Origin of the sequence: Paenarthrobacter sp. NPDC090517 (assembly GCF_044769165.1) — a bacterium.
Classification (GTDB): domain Bacteria; phylum Actinomycetota; class Actinomycetes; order Actinomycetales; family Micrococcaceae; genus Arthrobacter.
Genome location: NZ_JBIVXN010000001.1, coordinates 966522 through 985692, shown reverse-complemented (window position 1 = coordinate 985692; position 19171 = coordinate 966522). Strand labels below are relative to the sequence as shown.

The window sequence follows — 19171 nt, the reverse complement described above, 5'->3', positions numbered from 1 at the left end:
CTTCGGATGGCGGCCAGGGACACCCTTCCACATCGGTTACGCGACTGAAACCGCGTAATATTGATGCTTTGTGCCAGAGCTTTGAGGAACTGCCTAACGTGACGACGCCAACGATTCCAGCCCCTGCCCACCACGGTAAGCGGGCTGCCGGACCCGTTGCAAAGTCTAAGTTCCGCCCCGAAATTCAGGGCCTTCGATCCCTCGCAGTCCTGATGGTGGTCAGCTACCACATCTGGATCGGCAGGGTCTCCGGCGGCGTTGATGTCTTCCTCCTGATTTCGGCGTTCCTCATGACCCTCCAGTTCACGGGACGTTACAAACAGGGCCGCCCCATGGACCTTGTGCGGCACTGGCTGCACCTGTTCAGGCGCTTGCTGCCCGCCGTCGTCGTGGTTCTCGTGGGCACCCTCGCGGCAACATTCGTTTTCCTGCCAGCCACGCGTTGGGTTGAAATTGTCCAGCAAACCTGGGCTTCGCTGTTTTACTTTGAAAACCGGCTGTTGCAGGAACTGGCCGTTGACTACTACGCCACCGACCACAGCATGGCGAGCCCCGTCCAGCACTTCTGGTCCTTGTCCATCCAAGGCCAGGTCTTCATTTTGTGGCCCATCATCTTTGCAACTGTTGCGCTGGTGTGCCGCCGCTTTGCCCTCCGCTACCGCGCGCTGCTGGTGTATGTTTTCGCGATCATTTTCCTGGTCTCGTTCATCTACTCCATCATCTTCACTGCCAGCAACCAGGCCGTGGCATACTTCGATACCTTCGCCCGTTTGTGGGAGTTCGCCTTGGGCACGCTGGTGGCATTGGTGCTGCCGGGCCTGAACTTCTCCAAACCTGTCCGTGTGGTCCTGGGATGGGTGGGGGTGGCCGCGATGCTCACTTGCGGAATCCTATTGCAGGTACAGACCGCGTTCCCGGGATTCGTTGCTTTGTGGCCTACATTGGCGGCCGTCGCGGTGATCGCGGCCGGTCAGACCGGGAGCCGTTTCGGAGTGGACCGGATCCTGAGTTCCAAATTCCTGGTCCGGCTCGGTGACAACTCCTACGCCCTCTACCTCTGGCACTGGCCCATCCTGGTGATTGCCCTGGCCTGGAGCGGCAAGGGTCAGGCCGGTTGGCTTTCCGGCACGGCCATCATCGCGCTGTCACTCGTCTTGGCTTTCCTGACCACCAAGTTCGTGGAAAAGCCGTTCCGGGAATGGAAATGGCCCGAGATGAAGCGCCGCCGTTCGGTCATCGCGATCGTCACGTGCCTCGCAGTCGTGTCCGCACCCCTGCTCGCTTTCCAATACAAGCTGGACTTGGACCAGCAAGCTGCGGAGGCGCGAATGGTCTTCGATAATCCCGGGGCAAAGGCACTGCTGCCCACTTACGTGAATGAAGCGGCTCCAAATGCCCTAACCCAGCCCACCGCGGAAAGGATCGGGCGTGACTGGGCCAAACTGCCCGAGGGGTGCTCCGGAGACACGAAACCCGAATCGCAGTTGCTGCAGGACAACTGCCAGCAGAACGGGGTGGGTTCCGACGCCACCAAGACAGTTTTGGTGGTAGGCAACTCCCACTCCCAGCAGTGGCTTGCCGCCTTGGAAGTGTTGGCGGAGCAGCATCATTGGCGCCTGTACTCGTTGCTGTACGGGGCTTGTCCCTTCATGACTGAAGATCCCGAGTCGGAGCCTGGCTGTAACGAGTTCAACAGTGAAGTGCGCAGCCACATCCGGGACCACGCGCCGGATGCCATCTTCATGGTGGGCACAGCGGCTGTGTCGTCCTTGCCCGACGAACGACTGACCCACGGCTTTGAGGACCTCGTCCCCGAGGTCACAGCACTGGGCATCCAGATGGTGGCAGTTCGGGACAACCCAAGGTTTACATACAGCCTGACGGACTGCGCGCTCGCCAAAGGGGTGGATAGCCCTGATTGCCGCCCGCTGAAGTCGGACGTCCTGGCTGAGCCCAGCCCCTTTGAGGCCGTGACGGGTAAATACCAGGACCTGGCCCTGCTGGATATGACCGACCTCGTGTGCCTGGGGATCTACTGCCCGCCCATCATCGGTAACACCTTCGTTTACCTGGATGACAACCACTTGACCAAAACGTACGTCAAGAGCATGTCGGGCATGCTCGAGGAAAGGTGGTTTGCCGCGACAGGGTGGCAACAATGATGGACACGCGCGCAAGAACGGCTGCCCCGCCAAGCAAGGAATCCACGACGTCGAAACCCGGCTTCCGCCCGGAAGTCCAAGGCCTGCGTGCACTGGCAGTGCTCATGGTTGCCGCCTACCATATCTGGCTGGGCAAGGTCTCGGGCGGCGTGGACGTTTTCCTGCTGATCTCGGCTTTCCTGCTGACATTGTCCTTCACTCGGAAGCTTGAAAGTCATAAGCCACTACGACTCCTGCGGCATTGGCTCCACGTGTTCAAGCGCTTGCTGCCTGCCGTCGTCGTTGTCCTGCTGGCTGCCCTGGCAGGCACCTGGGCACTCATACCGCAGAGTCGGTGGCCCGATATCCTCACCGAGGCCTGGGCATCCCTCATGTACCGGCAAAACTGGCAGTTGGCCGCTTTCGCGGTGGACTACTACGCCCAACAGCACGTCCACGCCAGCCCCCTGCAACACTTTTGGTCGCTATCCGTGCAAGGCCAGGTGTTTATTCTGTGGCCGTTAATCTTCGCCGGAGTCGCACTTCTGCAGCCGCGGCTGGCTAAGCTGTTTCCGCAGCGGAGGGCCGTAACCCACAGGCAGCTGCTCTTCATCGTCTTCGGTGCGGTCTTCCTGGCATCGCTCGTGTTCTCCATCGAGCAGACGGCCAACAACCAGGCCCATGCGTACTTTGATACCCGTGCCCGCCTATGGGAATTCGCTTTGGGTTCCCTTCTGGCCTTGGCGATCCCAAACCTGAAACCAGGACGCCTGTTCCGTGTATTTCTGGGATGGGCCGGCATTGCAGCGATGCTCGCCTGCGGGCTGATGCTCACGGTGGACCGCTCCTTCCCGGGTTTCGTAGCCCTCTGGCCCACCCTCGCGGCCGGAGCCGTCATCATCGCGGGACACAGCGGTAGCCCCTTCGGCGCCGACCGTCTCCTGGGCTCGCGAGCACTGGTCATGGTGGGTGATAACTCGTACGCCCTGTACCTGTGGCACTGGCCGGTTCTGGTGTTCTTCCTCCTGGCTACCGGGACTACTGCGCCCAGCCTCCTCCAAGGCCTGGGAATCATGACGGTTTCCATGTTGTTGGCCGTCGCCACCACACGATACGTGGAAGTGCCCCTACGCCGCTGGAAGTGGCCGGACGTGCGGTCCTGGCGGGCCGCCGTCGTGATTGCCACGTGCGGTGCGCTGTTGGCGTTACCGGTCACGGTGTGGCAAAGCGCCATCACCGCTGAAGCTGCAGCGATTGCGGATCAGCCCCACGAACTGACGCCGGGGGCTGCCGCGTTGTCCCCGGAGTACGCCGGTGAGCCGAGCGAAGAAGCCCTCATCATCCCGGCGCCCGCAGCCATGAAGGACGAGTGGGCGAACGTCGATGGTCAGTGCAACGGCGACAACGTACCCAGCGACCCGCTGCTGCAGGACTGCCTGCAGAATGAGGAACCGGACGTGGTCACCAAGAGAATTGTGGTGCTCGGTGATTCCCATTCCCAGCAGTACACAGCTGCTCTTGGCCCCATCGCCAAAAAGCACGGCTGGGAAGTGGTGACGCTGCTTAAAGGCGGCTGCCGGTTCGGGGCCCAATCACCGGAGCGCCCCGATTTCTGCAACGAGTACAACAAGGCAAGTGCCGCCTACGTGATGGATCATAAGCCCGACGCAGTTTTCACTGTGGCATCCCTGACGCACGTCGATGCTCCCTTTGAAACCGAAGTGCCCGGATACCTCGAAGGCATCAAGCCGTTCACGGACCTGGGAATCGAGGTTGTGGGTGTCCGGGACAACCCGCGGTTCAGCTTCAATATGCCCGAGTGCGTTCAGAAGAAGGGCAAGGATTCGCCCGACTGCAATGTCCCTCTTGAAGAATCCTTGGCGGCGTCTTCACCCTTGGACGACTACGTCGGCAAGGTGGAGCGGCTCCACCTGATGGACATGAGCGACTTCATCTGCGAGCAAGGGACCTGTCCCGCAGTGGTTGGTAACGTCTACGTCTATAAGGACGACAACCACCTCACCAAGACCTATGTTCAAACCATGATCCCGATGTTTGAACAGCGGCTGCTGGCAGCAACCGGCTGGTCCGCAAGCTAGGTTCTGCGCTGGCCGGCGGTTTCAACGTACGACGACGGCCTGCCGCCAGTGCTGTTGCTCACAGTCAGGCGTCGCGGAATATGGCGATCGGCGCGGAGGTTCTAGTATTTATCCAATACCTTCTGCACAGGTAACTTTTTGCACAGGTACTCTCTGCACAGGCCAGTCCCGTAATGACGGGCTGGTCATCAGTTGCAACCCCTACCAGTTAAGCCCCCGGAACCCAGGTAAGAGGCGCACACTCATGACCCAGCCCGAACACGATCCCTTTGGCTTTGTTGGCCTGACCTACGACGACGTCCTGTTGCTCCCCGGCCACACGGACGTCATCCCGTCCGATGCTGACACGTCTTCCCGTATCTCCAAGCGCATCTCCGTGCAGACTCCTTTGCTTTCGGCAGCAATGGATACCGTGACCGAGTCCCGCATGGCCATCGCCATGGCCCGCCAGGGTGGTTTGGGCGTGGTTCACCGCAACCTGTCCATTGATGACCAGGCAGAGCACGTTGACCGCGTCAAGCGCAGCGAATCCGGCATGATCACCAACCCGCTGACCATTGGCCCGCAGGCAACGCTGCAGGAGCTGGACGAGCTGTGTTCCCGCTACCGCGTTTCCGGGCTTCCCGTGGTGGACACGGACGGACGCCTGCTGGGTATCGTCACCAACCGCGATACCCGCTTCATTCCCGAATCGGAATTTCCGCTGCGCAGCGTCAGCGACGCCATGACCAAGATGCCACTCATCACCGGTCATGTGGGTATCAGTCGTGAGGAAGCCTCCCACAAGCTGGCAACCAACAAGATCGAGAAGCTTCCGCTCGTTGATGAACAAGGCCGCCTGATGGGCCTCATCACCACCAAGGACTTCACCAAGGCTGAGCAGTACCCGTTGGCCACCAAGGACGACGAAGGCCGCCTCCGTGTGGGTGCCGCCATCGGTTTCTTCGGTGACGGCTGGGAACGCGCCATGAAGCTCATCGACGCCGGTGTGGACGCATTGTTCGTTGATACGGCCAACGGCCACTCCCAAGGTGTGCTGGACATGATCCGCCGCCTGAAGTCGGATCCTATCGCGGCTCACGTGGACATCATCGGCGGCCAGGCAGCCACTCGTGAAGGTGCCCAGGCACTGATCGACGCCGGTGCTGACGGCATCAAGGTAGGCGTGGGGCCCGGATCCATCTGCACCACCCGCGTCGTAGCCGGCGTGGGCGTTCCCCAGATCACCGCCATCTACGAATCCGCCAAGGCAGCAATTCCCGCCGGTGTTCCGCTGATTGCCGACGGCGGCCTCCAGTACTCGGGCGATATTGGCAAGGCACTGGTTGCCGGAGCCGACACCGTGATGCTTGGCTCCCTCCTGGCCGGCTGTGAAGAGTCCCCGGGCGAGCTCATTTTCGTCAACGGCAAACAGTTCAAGAGCTACCGCGGCATGGGCTCCCTTGGCGCAATGCAGTCCCGTGGCAAGAACACGTCCTACTCCAAGGACCGTTACTTCCAGGCCGACGTCTCCGGCGACGACAAGCTCATCCCCGAAGGCATTGAAGGCCGCGTTGCCTTCCGCGGCCCACTGGCCTCCGTGGCCTACCAGCTGGTGGGTGGCCTCCGCCAGACTATGTTCTACACAGGCGCCCCCACCATCCCGGAACTGAAGGCACGCGGCAAGTTCGTCCGCATCACGCCCGCAGGCCTGAAGGAATCGCACCCGCATGACATTCAGATGACTGTCGAAGCCCCGAACTACGGTTCCCGCTGATCATCCAAATGTTAAACAGCTGTTCCCCGTGGAAGTTCCATGGGGAACAGCTGTTTAACAGGACGCGACATAATTGTCGGTCCTGAAGAATAGGCTGGGCACATGCCAGAAAAGCCCGCACAACCGCGGCACCCGGAGTCGGTCCGGCTGAACTCAGTCCCACAGGGCAAGGCGCCGCCCCGCAAGCTCGCCTTGCGCCCGTACGCCCGCGCCGTCGGGCAGGTCCTGAAGGTGAGCTTCAAAGCTTCACCCGGCGCGGTCATCATGAAGGTGGCAGGGTCCCTGATTTCTGCCACGCTGCCGCTGGTCACCACCTATTTTGCCGCGCTGACCACTACAGCGCTGGCGGCTGGTTACGCGGGAGACCCCGACGCCGGTCCCCGGGCCATTCTGTACGTCATCATCACAGCGGCGCTGGGATTGTTCTGGGGCGCCTTCAGCAGCGTTGACCGCTACATCCAGCAGCTGATGAGCTTCAAAGTGGGCGCCATCGTGGGCGACATGATGTACCAGCGCTTCCTCGCGCTGGAATTCTGGCGCTATGACGACAAGGAAACAGTGGATCTATACGACCGCGCCAAACGGTTCTCCGATTCGTATGCCCGCGTCCTGGACCGGATAGCCGCCATCTTCACACAGTTCGTTTCAGTGGTCCTGGCTATTGGTGCTTTGCTCCTGGTCAGCTGGTGGATTGCAGTCATCGTACTGGTGGCTATCGTGCCCAGCGTCTACCTGCAGTTCAAACTGTCCCGCGAACAGATTGCGCACTGGAATACGCAGGTGGATTCGAGGCGGCAACGCCGGATGATCGAACAAAACCTGCTGAGGCCCCAGCACATTGCAGAGATGCGGTTGTACGGGATCGTTGGATACCTCATGGATCTGCGATCGAGGCTCAGGGATGCAGACGAACGCAGGCGCCTGGATTTCCAAAAGCGATACATCCCCAAGCAGCTTGCCGCCGATTCCCTGCAATACGGAGCCGAGGTTGTGTCCCTGATCTGGGTTGTTGGCCAGATCATCGCCCGGGCACAGCCGGTGGGTCAGTTCCTGTACGTGCAGCAGATTGTGAGCCGCGCGCTATCTACTGCCAACAGCCTTGTCTCTTCGCTGAGCTCCATAGACGAGGACCTCGCCAACCTCAAAGACTATGAGCTTTTCATGGCCCTCCCTATCCCAAGCGGGAAAGAAAAGCCGCTGTCCTCGTCGCCCGCAACCGTTGAGCTAAGGGACATCCGGTTCAGCTACACGGGGAGCGACATCGAGGTCATCAAGGGCACCTCCATGACCATCAGGGCAGGCCAGCACATCGCCATTGTGGGGGAGAACGGTGCCGGTAAATCAACGCTGATCCGAATCCTGGCAGGACTGTACCGGCCCGATTCCGGCCAGGTTCTGCTCGACGGCATGGACCTCGCCGGGATTGACGTCACCAGTTGGCACCGACACCTTGCAGTACTGAGCCAGGAGTTCCTGAAATACGAGTTCGCCACCGCGGCGGAGAACATCTACCTCGGCGATGTGGACCAGCCCCGGGACGACGACCGGATCCGGCGGGCGGCCTCGGACGCCGAAGCCATGGAGTTCATCAACAAGTTGCCCAATGGCTTGGAGAACCATGTCAGCAACTGGATGGAGGACCCCAGGGGACGCAAGGGAAGCGGGCTGTCAGGTGGCCAGTGGCAGCGCCTGGCCATGGCACGCAACTTCTACCGTGATGCCTCGTTCATGGTCATGGACGAGCCCACGTCAGCCATCGACGCTTTGGCGGAACATCGTATTTTCACCCGGCTTTTCGCAGACCGGAGCAGCACCATCATTGCCATCAGCCATCGCCTGGCCACCATCGAGAAGGCAGACATCGTGTACATGCTGGAGGACGGCCGCATTGCCGAGCAGGGAACCCATAAGGAACTGGTGGCATTAAGGGGCCGCTACTTCCGGATGTTCGAATCCCAGCTCTCGGTGGATGAAACCAGCAGGAACACCTAGGGGGAAACCGGGGCCTCCGTTTTGGTGGGATAAACTCGAGCAGTGACTTATGAGATTGAGATTGGCCGTGGCAAGCGTGGGCGTCGTGCCTACTCCCTGGATGACATCGCGATCGTCCCGAACCGCCGGACGCGTGACCCGAAGGACGTCTCTGTCTCCTGGCAGATCGACGCCTACAAGTTCGACACCCCCGTTATTGCGGCTCCCATGGACTCCGTGATGTCCCCGGATACTGCCATCGCTTTTGGTCGCCTCGGCGGCTTGGGCGTCCTTGACCTCGAAGGTCTCTGGACGCGCTATGAGGATCCACAGAAGGTGCTTGACGAGATCGCGGACTTGGCTGACGAGACCAACAGCCCCGCCGTCACGCGTCGCATGCAGGACCTTTACCAGGCGCCCATCCAGCCTGAACTCATCAGTTCACGCTTGGCGGAGATCCGCGCCGCCGGGGTGACTGTTGCAGGGTCCTTGACCCCCCAGCGCACCCAGGAGCATTACAAGACTGTGGTGGCTGCCGGCGTCGACATCTTTGTCATCCGCGGAACCACGGTTTCAGCTGAGCATGTCTCCAAGAATCACGAGCCCCTGAACCTCAAGCAGTTCATCTATGAACTTGATGTTCCTGTGATTGTTGGCGGAGCAGCCGGCTACACACCTGCCCTGCACCTCATGCGCACCGGCGCTGCCGGCGTCCTGGTCGGTTTCGGCGGCGGTGCCACCACCACCACGCGTCGTGCCCTCGGTATCCACTCACCCATGGCTTCAGCCATTTCCGATGTCGCTGCCGCCCGCCGCGATTACATGGATGAGTCCGGTGGACGTTATGTCCACGTCATTGCCGACGGCGGCATGGGCAGCTCCGGAGACATCGTCAAGGCCATTGCGATGGGTGCCGACGCCGTCATGCTTGGCAGTGCACTTGCACGTGCCGAAGAGGCGCCGGGCCGCGGCTGGCACTGGGGTCCCGAAGCACACCACCTTGAATCTCCCCGCGGCGATCGCGTCAACGTCGGAACGGTTGGTCCGTTGGAAGAGGTCCTCTTCGGACCCGGCCACCACACCAACGGAACGTCCAACCTTATTGGCGCCTTGCGCCGCTCCATGGCGACCACCGGCTACTCGGACCTCAAAGAGTTCCAGCGCGTCGACGTCGTGGTTTCGCCTTACGCAGGCAACTGAAACTACCCGCTGAAGGCCCTGGTGGGCTCCGATTCCCATTGGAGCCCACCAGGGCCTTCTTCGTGGGGCGGTCGGCGGTCCTCCTCTCGCGGCTGCACCCATGCCCTGCCCAAGGCGGCGAGCAACAAGTAGGGTAGGGGACTACCAGCTGTTGCGTTTGAGGAGGGGTCCGATGAGCAATGTCGCAGGCGGTCCGCAGGTGAATTCCCCGGGAGCACTAAGCCCGGAATCCCGTGCCGCGTCGATCGAAGTCCTGAAAGCCACCGCCCAGCCGGGCAAAGAGCTCGACATCCTGATTGTTGGCGGTGGTGTAGTAGGAGCCGGGGCAGCCCTGGACGCAGTGACTCGTGGCCTCACGGTGGGCATCGTCGAGGCGCGGGATTGGGCGTCCGGAACCTCTTCCCGATCGTCCAAGCTCATCCATGGCGGACTGCGGTACCTGGAGATGCTGGATTTTGGCCTCGTCCAGGAAGCCCTTCAGGAAAGGGGGCTGCTGATCCAGCAGATCGCGCCGCACCTGGTACGCCCCGTCCCCTTCCTCTACCCGCTGACGCGCCGTATCTGGGAGCGCCCGTACGTCGGCGCAGGCATCATGCTCTACGACACCTTGGGTCTGACGTCCGGCCACAGTCGAGGCGTCCCGATGCATAAGCACCTCTTCCGGCGTGGAACCCTGCGCGCCGCTCCGAGCCTCAAAGAGGATGCCTTCGTTGGATCAATCCGCTATTACGACGCTCAGGTGGATGATGCCCGTTTGGTGGTCAACCTTGTAAGGACTGCGGCGCACTATGGCGCCCACGCAGCGAACCGCGTCCGTGTGGTTGATTTCCTGCGCGAGGGGGAACGCGTGGTCGGTGCCAAGGTTGAAAATCAAGAGGATGGCACAGTCTTCGAGGTCAGGGCGAAGCAGGTGGTCAACGCTACCGGCGTTTGGACCGATGAAACCCAGGCGATGGTGACGGACCGCGGCCAACTCAAGGTGCGCGCCTCCAAGGGTATCCACCTTGTGGTGCCGCGCGACCGCTTCCAGTCCACGGTCGGGCTGATCCTGCGCACCGAAAAATCTGTGCTTTTTGTGATCCCTTGGGGCAGGCACTGGATCATCGGCACAACAGATACCGATTGGACGTTGGACAAGGCACACCCGGCGGCTTCCAGCAAGGACATCGATTATGTGCTGGAACATGTCAACAAGGTTCTCAAACGTCCCCTGACCCGCGAGGACGTGGAAGGTGTGTACGCAGGCCTCCGCCCCCTGCTCGCAGGGGACAACGACTCCACTGCAAAGCTGTCCCGGGAGCATGTAGTGGCGCACCCTGTGCCCGGACTCGTGGTGGTGGCCGGCGGCAAGTACACAACATACCGTGTCATGGCCAAAGACGCAGTAGACGAGGCAACCAGGGCCATGGACGAACGTGTTCCATCCAGCTGCACTGAAACAATTCCACTCCTGGGCGCCGAGGGATTCAAAGCAGCATGGAACCGGCGCGGCAAGTCCGCCGAGCAGGCCGGTGTGCATGTGGCACGCGTGGAGCATCTGCTCAACCGTTTCGGATCCATGACGCCTGAAGTCCTCGAGATCATCGCGGGACGGCCGGAACTGGGAGAGCCGCTTCCGGGAGCGGATGACTACCTGGCCGCCGAAGTTGTCTACGCAACAACCCACGAGGGCGCACGCCACGTTGACGACGTTCTGACCCGCCGCACCCGGATCTCCATCGAAGCATGGGACCGGGGTGTGTCTGCTGCGCCCGTAGTAGCTAAGCTGATGGGAGAAATCCTTGGCTGGAGCGAGACCCAGCGCGAGAGCGAAATCAAGCACTACCTGGCGCGCGTGGAAGCTGAACGACTTAGTCAGCAGCAACCCGATGACGAATCGGCGGATGCCGCGCGCATGGGAGTGGATGACATCGTTCCCCTTCGCTGACCAGCTCAAGGAATTGAGGCCGGGAGGCCACATGGAGGGAACACAACTTGGCTGAACCACTTGACCGTTACGACGCGGAACTGACCACCCCGGATACGGTCATCCTTGAACTCGTCGCCAAAGACAAGATCGATGCCGCAGCCCAACTGGCTCACAGGCTCCACGCAGCAGGCAGGATCTCCAATCTTGAGGGCTTCCTGGAGCAAGTGCATTCGCGCGAGCACCAGCTTGCCACCGGGCTTCCGGGTGGCATCGGTCTGCCGCATGCCCGAAGCGAATTCGTGGACAGGATCTCCATTGCGGTAGGCGTGACCAAGTTTGGGCATGCCCTGGACTTCGGTGCCACTGACGGTCCGGCAACGTTGGTTCTCCTTATCGCTACGCCGGCCAGTTCCTTCTCCGACCACCTGGAGGTTCTTGCCACGCTGGCGCGTTCCCTCTCCAAGGAGTCATTCCGGGAATCCCTGCGCCGGGCACACGATACCGAGGTCATCTCCGAACTCATCAACTCCAGCCTGGTGTTCTTCGACCACTAAAGATTGGGGCAGGCCCTTTCGTGTCGACTTCGTCGCCACGTAGGGACCCTGCTGCCCCACTCTAGCCAACCTCGTTTCGTTGTTCTACAGCCGGACGAAGTACGGTTAAGGGGTGTTGAAAACCGCGTTGAAACCCCGCTGGATCGCAGGACTGGTCTTTGCGCTTCTGTTGTCCGGGGTATTTGTGCTGCTCAGCCAATGGCAGCTCAGCCGGTCCGCCCAGCACGAGCCCCCTGCGCCGTCCAGCATCGAAGAAGTGAAACCGCTGGTGGACGTCCTCCAGCCGGGCCAGTTCTTCCCCGGCTCGGTCTCGGACCAGATGGTCACCGCCACAGGAACATACGATCCCGGCAAGCAGGTCCTCGTTGAAGGCCGGCTTTACAACAACCAAAAAGGCTTCTGGATCGTCTCAGCCTTTGCCGTCAACAACGCTCCCACAATCAAGGGCGCTGGCGCCTCGCCCCAGACCTGGATCCCGGTGGCCCGCGGCTGGGTGGCGGACGCCGCCCAAGCCAGCCCGCCGCCGTCGGGAACCATCACCTTGACCGGTCGCCTCATCCCATCCGAGGCGCCCCTTCCAAACGTCGACGCCGGTCCAGGCCGGGCGTCTGCAGTCTCAACGGCGGAGCTCATCAACAAGTGGGAAGTCTCCAGCTACCAAGGTTTCATCGCCGCAACTTCGGAAGTCTCAGGCGGAGTGGCCATTCCCCTTGACGGTGACGTCAAAGCACTCAATATCCCGCCGCAGCCCCCTGCAGAGCAAGTCAACTGGCTGAACCTCTTCTACGCAGTGGAATGGGTTGTCTTCGCCGGATTCTCGATCTTCATTTGGTGGCGCCTGGTGAAGGACGACTACCGGCGGGACCTCGAAGAGGATGACGACGAAGATGACGACTTCGACGAAGTGGGCCATCCAGAGGCAACCACAGAACCTACAAGCCCAGAGCCAGAACAAAAGGTGCAGCAATGATCGAGCCAAAACCGGCTATCCAACCCGAACAATCCGGACCCAAGCCCAAGAAGCGTCGCTTCGGCGGCACGGAGGCACAAATCCGTTCGGCGTTGAAGTTCTACAAAGTCATGGCTTACCTCACAGGCGCCATGCTGCTCCTGCTGTGCGCCGAGTTGATTGCCCGCTATGGCTTTGGTGTCTCGCTCTTCGCGGGCGGCACGAATGCAGTTACCGGCCAGCCGTTTGGCTTTGGCTTTGCTGAATCCGAACCCAAGGGCGTCATTGGGGGCTTCAACATCTCCACCTCCGTGCTGATCGTTCACGGTTGGATGTACGTGGTGTATCTGGTTTCAAACTTCCGTCTGTGGTCGCTCATGCGCTGGCCTTTCTCCAAAATGGTCCTTTTGGCGCTCGGCGGCGTGATCCCGCTGCTGTCCTTCATTGTGGAGAAGAAATTCCACGCCCAGGTGGAAGCGGAACTCGCAGCCAACCCGCAGGCGTCCAAGCGCTACTAGGACTCCACGGCGTCCCGGTGTGAGATGCCTAACGGCAAGGCCTGTTTTCGGCCTGGGCCGCCCTTGCCAACGTGCACCGGGGCGGCCCGGCAAAGTAGTCTTGTCTGGTGACTACTCCCACCGCACCCCAAACTTCCCAGAAGCCGGTGCTGGTTGTTGACTACGGTGCCCAGTACGCGCAGCTGATTGCCCGCCGCGTCCGCGAAGCGAATGTGTATTCGGAAATCGTTCCGCATACCTTCACCACCGAGCAGCTTCTGGCCAAGAACCCGGCAGCCATCATTCTCTCCGGAGGGCCTTCCAGCGTCTACGCCGAGGGCGCCCCGTTCGTGGGTGCTGACCTCTTCGAGGCCGGCGTTCCCGTTTTCGGCATCTGCTACGGCTTCCAAGCCATGGCCAATGCCCTGGGCGGTAAGGTGGCCCAAACCGGTTTGCGGGAGTACGGTGCCACCGAAGCACTGCTGGTAGGTGACGCACGCTCCATCCTCGACGGAGTCCCGTCGTCCCAGAACACCTGGATGAGCCACGGCGACTCCGTTCACGAAGCCCCCGAGGGCTTCGAGGTGCTGGCGACTACGGCCGGAGCCCCGGTGGCTGCCTTCGCCAACGATGAGAAGCGCCTTTACGGTGTGCAGTGGCACCCGGAAGTGAAGCACTCCGTCCTTGGACAGCACGTCCTGGAAAACTTCCTGTTCAAGGGTGCGGGCCTGAGCCCGAACTGGACGACGGGTAACATCCTCGAAGAGCAGGTGGACCGTATCCGCCAGCAGATCGGCGACTCGAAGGTTATCTGCGGCCTCTCCGGTGGTGTCGACTCTGCAGTAGCTGCCGCTCTCGTCCAGCGTGCTGTCGGCGACCAGTTGACCTGTGTATTCGTTGACCACGGCCTGCTGCGTGAAGGCGAAGCCGAGCAGGTTGAACGCGACTTCGTGGCAGCGACGGGTGTCAACCTGTACGTTGCGAACGAGCAGGAGCGCTTCCAGTCAGCATTGGCCGGTGTCAGTGATCCCGAGACCAAGCGCAAGATCATTGGCCGGGAGTTCATTCGCGCCTTCGAGGAAGCGGAACGGGCCATCATCGCGCAGGCTGCTGCCGAGGGTGAAAAGATCAAGTTCCTCGTCCAAGGCACGCTGTACCCGGACGTCGTCGAATCCGGCGGTGGCGAGGGTGCTGCCAACATCAAGAGCCACCACAACGTTGGTGGCCTTCCGGAGGACCTGCAGTTTGAGCTCGTCGAGCCACTGCGGGCCCTGTTCAAGGACGAAGTCCGCGCCGTTGGTGCCCAGCTTGGCCTCCCGCAGGAAATCGTCGGCCGCCAGCCCTTCCCCGGTCCCGGCTTGGGAATCCGCATTGTGGGTGAAGTAACCAAGGAACGTCTGGACCTGCTGCGCAAGGCTGATGCCATTGCCCGCGCTGAACTGACAGCTGCCGGTTTGGACAACGACGTGTGGCAGATGCCGGTGGTCCTCCTTGCTGATGTCCGCAGCGTTGGAGTTCAAGGAGACGGCCGGACCTACGGCCACCCGATCGTGCTGCGTCCGGTGTCTTCCGAGGACGCCATGACGGCAGACTGGTCGCGCTTGCCGTACGACCTGCTTGCCCGTATCTCCAACAGGATCACCAACGAGGTGGACGGCGTTAACCGCGTGGTACTGGACGTCACCAGCAAGCCACCGGGAACCATCGAGTGGGAATAGCATTCTGAGTGGCCGGCTTCCTCTGGGAGGCCGGCCACTGTGCTTGAGCCGGGCTACGTCATGCGGGACACGTCTTTGCCCCAAGAAATGCTGCCAGCTTTGAAATGACGGCGAATTTCACGTTGGAACAGCGTTGCGGAGCGGGCTGACCGAGGATTCCCGCTACCCTCGAAAGTATGCCGGTATGGTCCAAGGCGTCTAAAGCTAGTACAGAAAAGAAGGCAGAAGTCGTGTCAGTAGGTCTAGGCCAGGAAGAGGGCTCCGAAGAGCTCCGTAAATGGCTGTCTGGTCTCAAACCCGTCACCGGGGCAGATACGATGCTGCGTTTCGTCAAGACGCCTGAAGGCGCGATCGATCTCAGCAACGCGCACCCTTCCGGGTTGGCGCAATTGCTCGCCGGCCGCAGAACACGGCTGTCCACGCTCATCAGGGATCGCCAACAGTACTTGGTGGCGGCCAGGGCGGCCCGCAACATCCGGTCCAAGATCTTCGAGCTCAGCAACGACCGCGGCATCGAGGCCGGTTACTTGTCCGCCGGGACCGTGGTGTGGACCTCGGCCGTTGGTGGCAAGCCGCAGCGCGTCTCCGCGCCTGTGATGCTCACGTCCATCGTCCTTACGGTCAGGCCGGGCGAAGACGACTTCGAACTTCAGCTCACTGAACAAGCACGCATGAACCCCGCGTTGGTACGTCACCTGAAGACAGTCCATGGCATCGTCTTCGACGTCAACGCTGTGGCGCGCATGGCGTACAACACGGCCCGATTGGATCCCCAGCCGGTTCTGGACCGGTTGTCCACGCTCATTCAGCCTATCCACGGTGCTGAGGTGGAGTTCAACCTACTGGTCACTACTCTGGCCGACCTTTCGGGTAACTTGGATGATCCTTGGATCAACATGAACAACCCCACGGTTGCGGCCCTCTCGACTGCAGCCAATGGCGGCGACATTGAGCCGGAGCCTATTAAAGCGGGCAGGTTCCCCAGCTTGGATCTTCGGGATCCGGCCGACGAACTTCTTTTGCTCGACGCCGACACGGACCAGCAGTACGTTGTGGACGCCGTTCGCGCGGGAGATTCCCTGGTTGTCTCCACTCCACCTGGAAGTGGGCAGACGCAGACGGCAATTAACGCCATCGGTGCCTTGGTTAGCGAGGGCAAGTCCGTGTTGGTGGTAGGAGACAGGCAAGCAAGCCTCGCGGGTCTCTCCGCCCACCTTGAGTCACTGGGCCTCGAGTCGATGCTCTTCAAGCCTGGTAACGGGACCACTCCGCAACAACTCAAGGGCCAGTTGGTCCGGGCAATCATGCGCAACGAGAAAGCGCTTGAACCACAGCTTGGCAACCTTCACCAGACACTGATTGGCCACCGTCATGCCCTGATGGACCATGTTGCCTCGCTGCACAACGTCCGTGAGCGCTGGGGCTGCTCGCCCTATCAGGCGATGCAATCGCTCGCCGAGCTGACGTCCATCCATCCGGCCCCCTCCACTACGGTGCGCTTGAAGCGAAGCGTCTTGGACAACATCAAGGACCGTGAAGAGCTCGCCGGCCGCCTTCGTCGCGCTGCCGAACTAGGTAGCTTCAGCCGGTCCTCCACTTCAAGTCCTTGGTATGGTGCCCGTTTGGTTACCCGCAAGGAGACCGAGGAAGCACAGCAGCTCGCCCGCTTGGCCGAGGAGAAGCTCCCCGTCCTGCGGGATCGCATGAAGCAGGTTTCCGATCACGCCGAGATTCGCCTAGGCGAAACCTTTACCGAGTGGGGTGCCCAGCTTGAACTCCTGATCGCCGTCCGCGAGAGCCTGGATAAGTTCACACCGGACATCTTCGACCGTCCGGTGCACGACCTCATCTCTGCCACTGCCAGCTCCGCCTGGCGCCGTGAGCGCAATCTTGAGATGCCTTCCATGCAGCGCTCCCGCCTGCGCCGGGTCGCCAAGGAGTATGTACGCCCGGGCGTCCACATCGCTGACCTCCACAGCTCCTTGGTCCTCGTCCAGGAGCAGCGCGCCCTGTGGGCAGGCTACGCAACAACCCAACGACACCCGGCGGTGCCATCCGGCCTGGCCGATCTCGGAGCCCTCTACCGCGAACTCGATGCCGAGCTGCGCCGCCTTGGCGATGCGCTCAAGCACACGTCCGTTGGCGGTTCATTGCACGAGACGCCGTATCTACAACTGATGGAACGCCTCGAGCGACTCGTTGCGGATACGGCCACACTGGAAACCCTTCCTGAGCGAACACTCCTCATTGAGGAAATGCGGGAGCATGGGCTTGGCGAGCTGCTGGCGGACCTTGCCGCCCGGGAGGTCCCGGCTTCATCCGTAGCGGCCGAACTGGACCTTGCCTGGTGGCAGTCCGCTTTGGAAGCCATGATCAGTGGTGATGATTACCTCGCCATGTCCGACGGCGATTCGTTGCGACGCCTCGAAGCTGAATATCGGTTGGCCGACCAAGCACACATCGCCAGTGGCGCCGCCCGCCTTCGTTGGCAGCTGGCCGGGAAATGGCGTCAAGGCCTTCTTGAGCACCCGCGGCAAGCGGAGCTGCTCCGTGCCCTGTTGAAGGACGGTCGGGTGACGCTGCCCGCCTTGAGCGCCCAGGCGCCGGATCTTGTGCCGTTGTTGGTTCCTGTATGGTCCGTCAGCCCATATTTGCTCACGGGCGTTCTCCCGGCCGAGCAAAAGTTCGACGCCGTGGTGATCATCGACGCCGAGTCCACATCTCTGCAGGCGGTTCTTCCCGCGATCGCCCGAGCACGTCAGGTAGTTGCCTTCGGTGATGCGAAAATCGCCAATGCGCGTACTTTCAGCGTGGCCGTGGAACCTCCGGTTGCCGGGGTTGCCAGTCATGAGAACGTGGACAGTGCTTTCAAGGCGTTGGCCCGGGTCCTGCCCACCTGGCAATTGAACTGGGTCTACCGCGCGGTGGACGAGGACTTGATCCTTCAGTTGAGCAAGAACTACTACGACGGCGGTCTGCGGCGCTTGCCGGACGGCAATTCGGTCACTGGCCTGGATCGATCGATTCACGTGGAGTACATACCCGACGGTACGGGGCTGCCCGGAGCCGACCACGAGGGCGTTGAGTCCGTCACTGCAGAAGTGAACCGCGTGGTGGATCTTGTCTTCGAACACGCCAGGCTCCGGCCCCGCACCTCCTTGGCAGTGGTGACCGCGAGCTTGCGCCATGCTGCCAGGATCGGTGAGGCCATCAGGCTCCAATTGCCTAACCACCCGCTCTTGTCCAGCTTCTTCGGAGCGGGCCCCGAGTCTTTCCGGGTGGTGGACCTTGAGCGCGCCCAAGGGCTGGTGCGAGACCACGTGATCTTCTCGCTGGGCTATGGCCGCACTCCACACGGCCGTGCGCTCCACTCCTTCGGCCCTTTGTCCACCGAGGGCGGGCGAAACCGCTTCGCCCTGGCGATGACGCGGGCTCGACGCTCCATGCATGTCCTGACGTGCTTCCGGCCCGAGGATCTCGACCTTGATCGCCTGGCTCATGGCGCGGTGGACTTCTATGAACTGCTGGACCGGGAACTTTCCGGTAACAGTAACCTCGGAACACCTGCCTCCCGCGCTGTAGCCAGTGAGCAGGCGCTGGGTGAGGATCCGTTGGTGGCCGATCTTGGCGAACGCCTGCGTGCACGTGGAGCCCGGGTCTGGCATCTTTACGATGGCGTGCTGGATATCGCTGCGGCAGCGGACCCCGTTCACACCATAGGCCGGGAGGGTGCGGAAATCCCTACCCCCGTCGCCATCGAATCCGATGGCACCGAACGGTACCGGCGGATGAGTGTCCGTGAACGGAGCCGGTTACGGCCACAATTGCTGGAGCGTATGGGGTGGCGCTACATGTCGCTTTGGACCATCGAAGTCTTCACGGATCCTTCGTCCTGCGCGGATCGGATTGGTTCGTACCTGGGGCTTGAGAACCACATCGCCCAGTCGGCATCGGCCCACCATGGCTTCCTGCATTCGGATGGTGAACAATTGAACCCGGGCAATGAACAGCCAACGGTGGATCCAGGTTCTGCCGGCCATGCCAAGGGCGAATCTCAGACCGCGGCTGCTGAGGAACATGGCGTCGTCGAGACCAAAGACTATGCGGAGAACGGGAAAGAAGCACCACTGATGGATCAGGAAACAGGCGCAGAAGACCGCGCCACGCAGGACTCCGGCGAGCCAGTCAAGAATGCCACTGAAGCGGCTGCGGATATCAAGGCCACTGCAGCTAAGACAGCCTCCGACGGAATTCTTCCTACCAAAGCTGCAGAGGATGATCCCCGGCGGTGGGGCGATGAATCAGGCTACGACCATGAGCAGTGGCTGAAGGAACAGAAGCCCCCGCACTGGGGCTGAGTCCGCCCGGCAGCTGCCT

11 protein-coding genes are annotated in these 19171 nt (G+C 61.4%); all 11 read left to right on the top strand.

The window, feature by feature from the left end; genetic code table 11:
* Window positions 1-98 precede the first annotated feature (98 nt).
* The 11 genes from ACIQTW_RS04540 to ACIQTW_RS04490 all read left to right on the top strand — a co-directional run bounded on the left by ACIQTW_RS04540 (window position 99) and on the right by ACIQTW_RS04490 (window position 19152).
* On the top strand, window positions 99-2162 hold the full coding sequence (locus ACIQTW_RS04540; protein ID WP_402934183.1) for an acyltransferase family protein: 2064 nt from the start codon (window positions 99-101) through the stop codon (window positions 2160-2162).
* Window positions 2159-4240, top strand: coding sequence for an acyltransferase family protein (locus tag ACIQTW_RS04535; protein ID WP_402934180.1), 2082 nt, complete (start codon window positions 2159-2161; stop codon window positions 4238-4240). The genes ACIQTW_RS04540 and ACIQTW_RS04535 overlap by 4 nt, the downstream gene beginning before the upstream one ends.
* Before the next feature lie 244 nt (window positions 4241-4484).
* Window positions 4485-5996: an IMP dehydrogenase gene (gene guaB, locus ACIQTW_RS04530; protein WP_011775516.1), complete on the top strand. Its 1512-nt coding sequence runs from the start codon at window positions 4485-4487 to the stop codon at window positions 5994-5996.
* A 102-nt stretch (window positions 5997-6098) separates the two neighbouring features.
* A complete protein-coding gene (locus ACIQTW_RS04525) occupies window positions 6099-7988 on the top strand; it encodes an ABC transporter ATP-binding protein (protein ID WP_402934177.1) in 1890 nt (629 codons plus the stop codon).
* Between the two features lie 42 nt (window positions 7989-8030).
* The gene (locus tag ACIQTW_RS04520) at window positions 8031-9167 is read left to right on the top strand and encodes a GuaB3 family IMP dehydrogenase-related protein (protein WP_091468893.1); all 1137 of its coding nucleotides are present in this window, start codon (window positions 8031-8033) and stop codon (window positions 9165-9167) included.
* 172 nt (window positions 9168-9339) lie between these two features.
* Window positions 9340-11094, top strand: coding sequence for a glycerol-3-phosphate dehydrogenase/oxidase (locus ACIQTW_RS04515; RefSeq protein ID WP_402934174.1), 1755 nt, complete (start codon window positions 9340-9342; stop codon window positions 11092-11094).
* A gap of 47 nt (window positions 11095-11141) precedes the next feature.
* Window positions 11142-11630 (top strand): PTS sugar transporter subunit IIA, encoded by a 489-nt coding sequence (locus tag ACIQTW_RS04510; protein ID WP_309073172.1) that lies wholly within the window; start codon window positions 11142-11144, stop codon window positions 11628-11630.
* 112 nt (window positions 11631-11742) lie between these two features.
* A complete protein-coding gene (locus ACIQTW_RS04505) occupies window positions 11743-12600 on the top strand; it encodes an SURF1 family protein (RefSeq protein ID WP_402934171.1) in 858 nt (285 codons plus the stop codon).
* Window positions 12597-13097, top strand: a complete 501-nt coding sequence (locus ACIQTW_RS04500; RefSeq protein ID WP_017200326.1) for a DUF3817 domain-containing protein — start codon at window positions 12597-12599, stop codon at window positions 13095-13097. The genes ACIQTW_RS04505 and ACIQTW_RS04500 overlap by 4 nt, the downstream gene beginning before the upstream one ends.
* 107 nt (window positions 13098-13204) lie before the next feature.
* Window positions 13205-14794, top strand: a complete 1590-nt coding sequence (guaA, locus tag ACIQTW_RS04495) for a glutamine-hydrolyzing GMP synthase (RefSeq protein ID WP_017200327.1) — start codon at window positions 13205-13207, stop codon at window positions 14792-14794.
* A 176-nt stretch (window positions 14795-14970) separates the two neighbouring features.
* Window positions 14971-19152, top strand: coding sequence for an AAA family ATPase (locus ACIQTW_RS04490; RefSeq protein ID WP_402934168.1), 4182 nt, complete (start codon window positions 14971-14973; stop codon window positions 19150-19152).
* Window positions 19153-19171: the final 19 nt, after the last annotated feature.